The 5,547-nt window shown below is 39.6% G+C and carries 7 protein-coding genes; 5 read left to right on the top strand and 2 right to left on the bottom strand.

Annotated elements, in window-relative coordinates:
* Positions 1–492: 492 nt before the first annotated feature.
* Positions 493–1,260 (bottom strand): exodeoxyribonuclease III, encoded by a 768-nt coding sequence (locus L3V42_RS17890; RefSeq protein WP_235763917.1) that lies wholly within the window; start codon positions 1,258–1,260, stop codon positions 493–495.
* 283 nt (positions 1,261–1,543) lie between these two features.
* Here L3V42_RS17890 and L3V42_RS17895 point away from each other — a divergent pair, with 283 nt between their 5' ends.
* From L3V42_RS17895 to L3V42_RS17910, 4 genes are read left to right on the top strand one after another with little or no spacing between them, the layout of a single operon-like run.
* Positions 1,544–1,924: a GntR family transcriptional regulator gene (locus L3V42_RS17895; protein ID WP_238472619.1), complete on the top strand. Its 381-nt coding sequence runs from the start codon at positions 1,544–1,546 to the stop codon at positions 1,922–1,924.
* The gene (locus tag L3V42_RS17900; protein WP_235763919.1) at positions 1,921–2,610 is read left to right on the top strand and encodes an ABC transporter ATP-binding protein; all 690 of its coding nucleotides are present in this window, start codon (positions 1,921–1,923) and stop codon (positions 2,608–2,610) included. Before L3V42_RS17895 ends, L3V42_RS17900 begins: the two co-directional genes overlap by 4 nt.
* Complete coding sequence (locus L3V42_RS17905) at positions 2,607–3,452, top strand: hypothetical protein (RefSeq protein WP_238472620.1); 846 nt, start codon at positions 2,607–2,609, stop codon at positions 3,450–3,452. Before L3V42_RS17900 ends, L3V42_RS17905 begins: the two co-directional genes overlap by 4 nt.
* A 12-nt stretch (positions 3,453–3,464) precedes the next feature.
* Positions 3,465–4,712 carry a hypothetical protein gene (locus L3V42_RS17910; RefSeq protein WP_238472621.1) on the top strand — a complete coding sequence of 416 codons (1,248 nt, stop codon included), beginning with the start codon at positions 3,465–3,467 and terminating at the stop codon, positions 4,710–4,712.
* 19 nt (positions 4,713–4,731) lie between these two features.
* On the opposite strand, the gene L3V42_RS17915 is transcribed toward L3V42_RS17910, so the two are convergent.
* Entirely contained in the window at positions 4,732–5,070 is a 339-nt protein-coding gene (locus L3V42_RS17915; protein WP_235763922.1) for a thioredoxin family protein, read from the bottom strand.
* Between the two features lie 129 nt (positions 5,071–5,199).
* Between L3V42_RS17915 and L3V42_RS17920 the strand changes: the two genes are divergently transcribed.
* Positions 5,200–5,403 carry a YczO family protein gene (locus tag L3V42_RS17920; protein WP_235763923.1) on the top strand — a complete coding sequence of 68 codons (204 nt, stop codon included), beginning with the start codon at positions 5,200–5,202 and terminating at the stop codon, positions 5,401–5,403.
* Positions 5,404–5,547 lie beyond the last annotated feature (144 nt).

The following is a 5,547-nucleotide window of genomic DNA, read 5'->3' on the forward strand; positions in this document are numbered from 1 at the left end:
GAAACTGTCTCATAGCCGATCTCTCAAAGACAAATGGTCTGCTATATTTGTGAAATTGTCTCATAGCTGATCTCTCAAAGACAAATGGTCTGCTATATTTGTGAAATTGTCTCATAGCCGATCTCTCAAAGACAAATCGTCTGCTATATCCGTGAAAATGTCTCACAGACGAGCTCCATCGGACAAAAACGAATTTAAAGCACCCTAACTTTCTAATAGATGGACCCGCTCCTATACAGGAGTGAAAAACTTAGTTCAACATACATAGAGCTTTTTGAAAGGCCGTTTGTAATTGCTTGGAAGAAGCAATGAGTACTATTGGCTGTCTTTAAATAGTAGTTAGTTTAATGAATTTCATAATACGTATTTAATGCTTCACCATCACCATATGTAGTTGAGTTGGTTCGTTCCCAACTACATATGGTGATGGAATAGCCGACTTAGGTAATTATGAAATTCATTCAGTTGGTAAAGTTTTCCCGTAACCAACTATTACTTAATTAGATTTTCATCCAACTCCAGCATCACCGGACAATGGTCACTCCCCATCACTTCCGGGTGTGCTACGGACTGAATGAGGGCATCTTTCAGCCGTTCCGAAACGATGAAGTAATCAATCCGCCAGCCGATATTCCGTTCCCGCACTGTACGCATATAAGACCACCACGTATAGATTCCTTCCGTATCCGGATGGAAATACCGCAATGTATCAATGAAACCATTGGACAAGATTCGCGTCATTTTGCTCCGTTCCTCCACAGTGAAGCCGGAATTTCCTTTATTCGTTTTAAAGTTTCTAATATCGATTTCTTCATGTGCCACATTCAAATCGCCGCAATAGATGACGGGTTTTGATGCATCAAGTTCACGCAGATATTCAAATAGTTTATCTTCCCATTCCAAACGTTCATCAAGTCGTGTTAAATCACGCTTTGCATTTGGCGTGTACACGTTAACGAGATAGAAACCTTCGTATTCGAGTGTGAGGATACGACCTTCGACTTCCGAATTCGCTTCGCCAACGCCGTAACGAACGTTAATCGGTTTAACCTTTGTAAAAACAGCCGTCCCGGAATAGCCTTTCCGCTCGGCATAGTTCCAATATTGATGATAGCCTTTTAAGTCCAAATCTATTTGCCCGGCTTGTACTTTCGATTCCTGAATACAGAAGATATCTGCGTCTATCTCCTCGAAATAATCCAAGAAACCTTTACGTACACAAGCACGTATTCCATTTACATTCCATGAAACCAATTTCATTTTATATAAACTCCCTTTATCTCTAATTGATCCATCTTACATAAAGCCTATTGTACCATAAACAATTGCGGTTCAAAGGATAAGAAGTACAGAAAATACTTTTGAAAATAGGATTGACAGTTATCTGTATTAATCATATAATACAGCGTATCAGGTGTATTAATGGCGTAATACGCTCCGTCTACACTTCATGTACTAACTACTTAATACACAATTATACCCTCAGTGTATTAAGCGTTTAATACATAAAAGATATTAACTTCAAGAAATGAGGAGGGTTATATTGAAGATTACGTTTAATAAACGGGACCCCGTATACGTACAAGTCGTGCAGCATTTCAAAGAGCAGATTGCCAGTGGCAAGTATGAGCTGGGACAAGAAATTCCATCCCGGCGTGAGCTGGCGAATCAATTGAAAATTAATCCGAATACGGCACAACGAGCATATAAGGAAATGGAGGAAGCGGGCTTGATTTTTACAGAGGGAAATAATCCGAGTCGCATTACAAAAGATGAGCAAGTATTACGTAATCTGCGTACGGAACTAATAGAAGGTGCAGTGGATCGCTTGATAGCCGCTGTTGAACCAGTCAATATTCCAATCGACGAATTGATCGGGCTAATTCAAGCGAAATATGAAGAACAAAGGGGGGAGCAGCGTTGATCGAAGTGAAGAATGTGACGAAGAAATTTGGCAGGAAAAATGTGCTTCAAGGTGTTTCTTTCACAGCGAATAAAGGGGAAATTACTTGCCTGATTGGAGTAAATGGAGTTGGGAAAACAACAATTTTAAACGGTATCGTAAACCTCACTCCCATGACAAGTGGAGAAATCCTGATTGATGGTGAGAAGCTTACGAAGGAAACGTATGAAAAAATTGCTTTCATTCCAGATGCGATCACCATGCTCCCCCGTATGCGAGTCCGTGAGGCGATGCAATTTATGCAGGACTTTTACGATAGCTGGAATAACGAGCGGGCAGAGGAATTATTACGGTTTTTTAAATTGAAAAAAGAAGATCGTATTTCCAGTTTATCGAAAGGGAATGTGGCGAAAGCGAATCTGTTATTAGGTCTTGCCCTTGATGTGGATTATTTATTGATGGATGAGCCATTTTCCGGAATCGATATCTTCAGCCGGGAACAGATTGCTGATGTGTTCACCAGTCATTTAGTTGAGGAGCGTGGCGTTATTATTACGACCCATGAAATTAACGATATCGAGCATCTCATCGATAAAGTTGTTCTCCTTGATGACGGGATTGTATTTAAGGAATTCGCTACAGAAGAGATGCGGGAAGTAGAAGGGAAATCGGTAGTTGACGTGATGAGGGAGGTTTATCGCGGATGAATAATTTTCTGAAACTGGTGAATTTCGAGCTGGGCCGGTTCATCAAAGTCTATTTCATACTTGCAGGGATTACGGTTGCTTCTCAGCTAATCGGGATGGCACTTATTGCAAATGATTATTTAGAGATGTTTAATGAAGAAGTTTATACGAACGGAACCTCAATAGAACTATTTGTTGAATACTACGGAGAGATAAGCTTACTGAATTTACAGTATTCCCAATGGTTTAATCTGCCAATTACTTTTGCAGTGGCAGTTTTAATCATTTATTCTTTCTTCATCTGGTATCGCGATTGGTTGGGGAAGAATACGTTTATCTACCGACTTCTGATGCTCCCGACCGCGAGAATTAATATTTATTTAGCGAAGGCGAGTGCTATTTTTCTGATGGTGCTTGGGCTTGTCGCATTGCAGGTTGTTTTATTAAATGTAGAGTCCAGCATGTTGAAGTGGATGGTTCCTGCAAATTTGCGGGCAGATTTAGGGATTATGGAGTCAATCGGGGGGTTACACAGTGGTGGGTCTATGTTAGCAGTTATTATCCCAACGAGCTTCATTCAATTTTTAATCCATTATGGGGTTGGCTTTATGGTTGTGTTTATTTTGTTCACGGCAATTCTTTTTGAAAGAAGTTACAGGTTCAAAGGAATTGCATACGGAGTTGGTTATGCGATTGTAGCGTTCGTTGTCTTTTTTGCGCCGTTTGTCGTGGAAATTATTATTGGAAGAAACTATTTGTTCCCGACGGAGTTATTTATTTTAGAGGGTATCTTATGGATTGTTGTAACAGGCTCAAGCATTTGGGTCAGCAATTATTTATTGAATAAAAAGGTCACGGTATAGGAGGGGAGCTTTGTGAAGAGATATTGGAAAATCGTCATTCTGCCATTGTTTATCGTTATTACATTTGGCGTTTTATATGTGCATCACGCAATTGCCAAGGAAGGTTTGCCGCAGTTTGAGCTGGTGAATGTTTCAGATGATGAAGGAATCGGTGAAGATATCATTATATACGGTAATTATGTGGCAGATGAGAGTTCTGTTTGGGAATCATTTAGACTTAGTTCAGATGGAATTTCGTATTCCAGTGAGCGTAATTTTTTGGAACAGTTTAATGAATTTTTCGAGTCACAGGAAATGGAAAAGCTACGTGAGGAAGAGCGAGGTTTCATGAGAGGGAAAGAAGTCGATCCGCATTTGTATAGTAAGGACGCGGAGCAGATAGCATATGTCGGGCCGTCTGCACTTTTTAACGATTCGTTTGAATTTGAGGTAGATGTATTGGACCGGGAAATTCGGGAGAAAAAATCGTTTAAGCTTGATATCCCCGATAGTGACGGAACGGATCATATCTATGTGGATCACGTTCAGCTTCTTGATGATATGCTTTATGTGACAACGACTAACTACTTAATGGAAGATAAGGAATTGCATATCTATCAAATTTCGTTGCAAGATGAAACGATTGAGGATCGTGGTGCAATTGCAGGAGGAACCATTCATGGCCATTTTATTGTTTTAAACAATGGAATGGGGCTCAAGCGACAAGAAAATATTATCGTTAGAGCAGAGTATATCGAATGGAATGAGGGTATGCACACTTCAGAAGTCGTCGATGAAGAATATTTTACTTATGACTTAGAGACTGGAAAAAAACAAGTATTTGAAGTGCCAGAAGAATTTGCAATGGCAGAAGAGTCGACAGAGCAAGAATACATGGAGGAAGAGCAAGATACGACAGAAGAAGTAATCTATCCGACCAATCATGAAAGTGTCGGAAGTGAGGAACTTTACTTTATTACGTTTACTTCAGATGGAATAAACTATTATCCGTATCATTTACAAGAAAATAAGCTGCTAGAGGAAAAGGAAATCAGCTTTGACGAGAACATCCTTAGCGGGCTTTCCGGAGTGTACACCAAAGGAGATCATCTGTATTTCTATAGTAATGCAGGAGAAGATGGGAATCAGATGAAGAAGTTGTTTAAGGTTGATCTTGTAAATGGTGAAATCGTTTATGAGGGAGAAATCAAGCTTACCGACGCGCCGAAAGAAACACATGTCTATAACGTGGAAGTATTTAATGTCGATGAAAAGAGATAAGAAAAACGTGGCTCAAGCATTAATCTAGAGCCACGTTTTTATATATTTTATCAAGCTTTTCCTCAAGTAAATCCATATGGACAATTCTAGCTTCCCGAATATATTCTTTCCCTTCCACAAACAATAAGAGAACAGGAATGGTAAAGATGGAAAAACGCCCAGCCACTGCTTCAACATCATCAACATTGATATGAGCTGTCTGGATTTGGGGGTAATCTTCCATCAGAATTTGCACCTTAGGGAGCAAGGCGTGACAGACACTGCAATTGGTCCGTGAAATAAAGAGGAACGCTAAGCTGTTGCTTTGAATAAAGTCATCGATTTCTTCTATAGAATAAAGCTCTTGAAATTCGCGCATGCTATTCCCACCCAAGTAATTAGATTTGTTTTTACCATTATAACAAGGAAGCCCTTTTAATCCACCTTTAATGTTTATACGAGCTTGAAGTGGGAAAAGTGAATAAAAAAGGAATCTGAGGTGATCAGGATGAATGATAAAGACAAAGATTTTGAAAAAGTCCCAGAAAAGAAGCCAAAATGGAATGAAGAACGCCGCACCGAACTCGATGAATTCAAACAACAGCAGCATGTTGATGACATACCTCTTGAAGATCTGAAAATCGAACAAGAAGATGAAAAAGACAAACACAAAACAAAAGACGACTCCCAAAGCGAACGGAAATATAAATAGCGGGACATGGGGGGGCATGATATGCTCCCTTTATAGTAGACAGAGAAATAATAAAAGATCTCTACTACTATAAAGGGAGTTTTTATTATGTCTGAGAAAGTAATGAAACACACATTGGATGAAAGGGTTCAAGCTGTATTGTGC

The organism is Oceanobacillus alkalisoli, from assembly GCF_022213125.1.
GTDB lineage: Bacteria > Bacillota > Bacilli > Bacillales > Amphibacillaceae > Oceanobacillus > Oceanobacillus alkalisoli.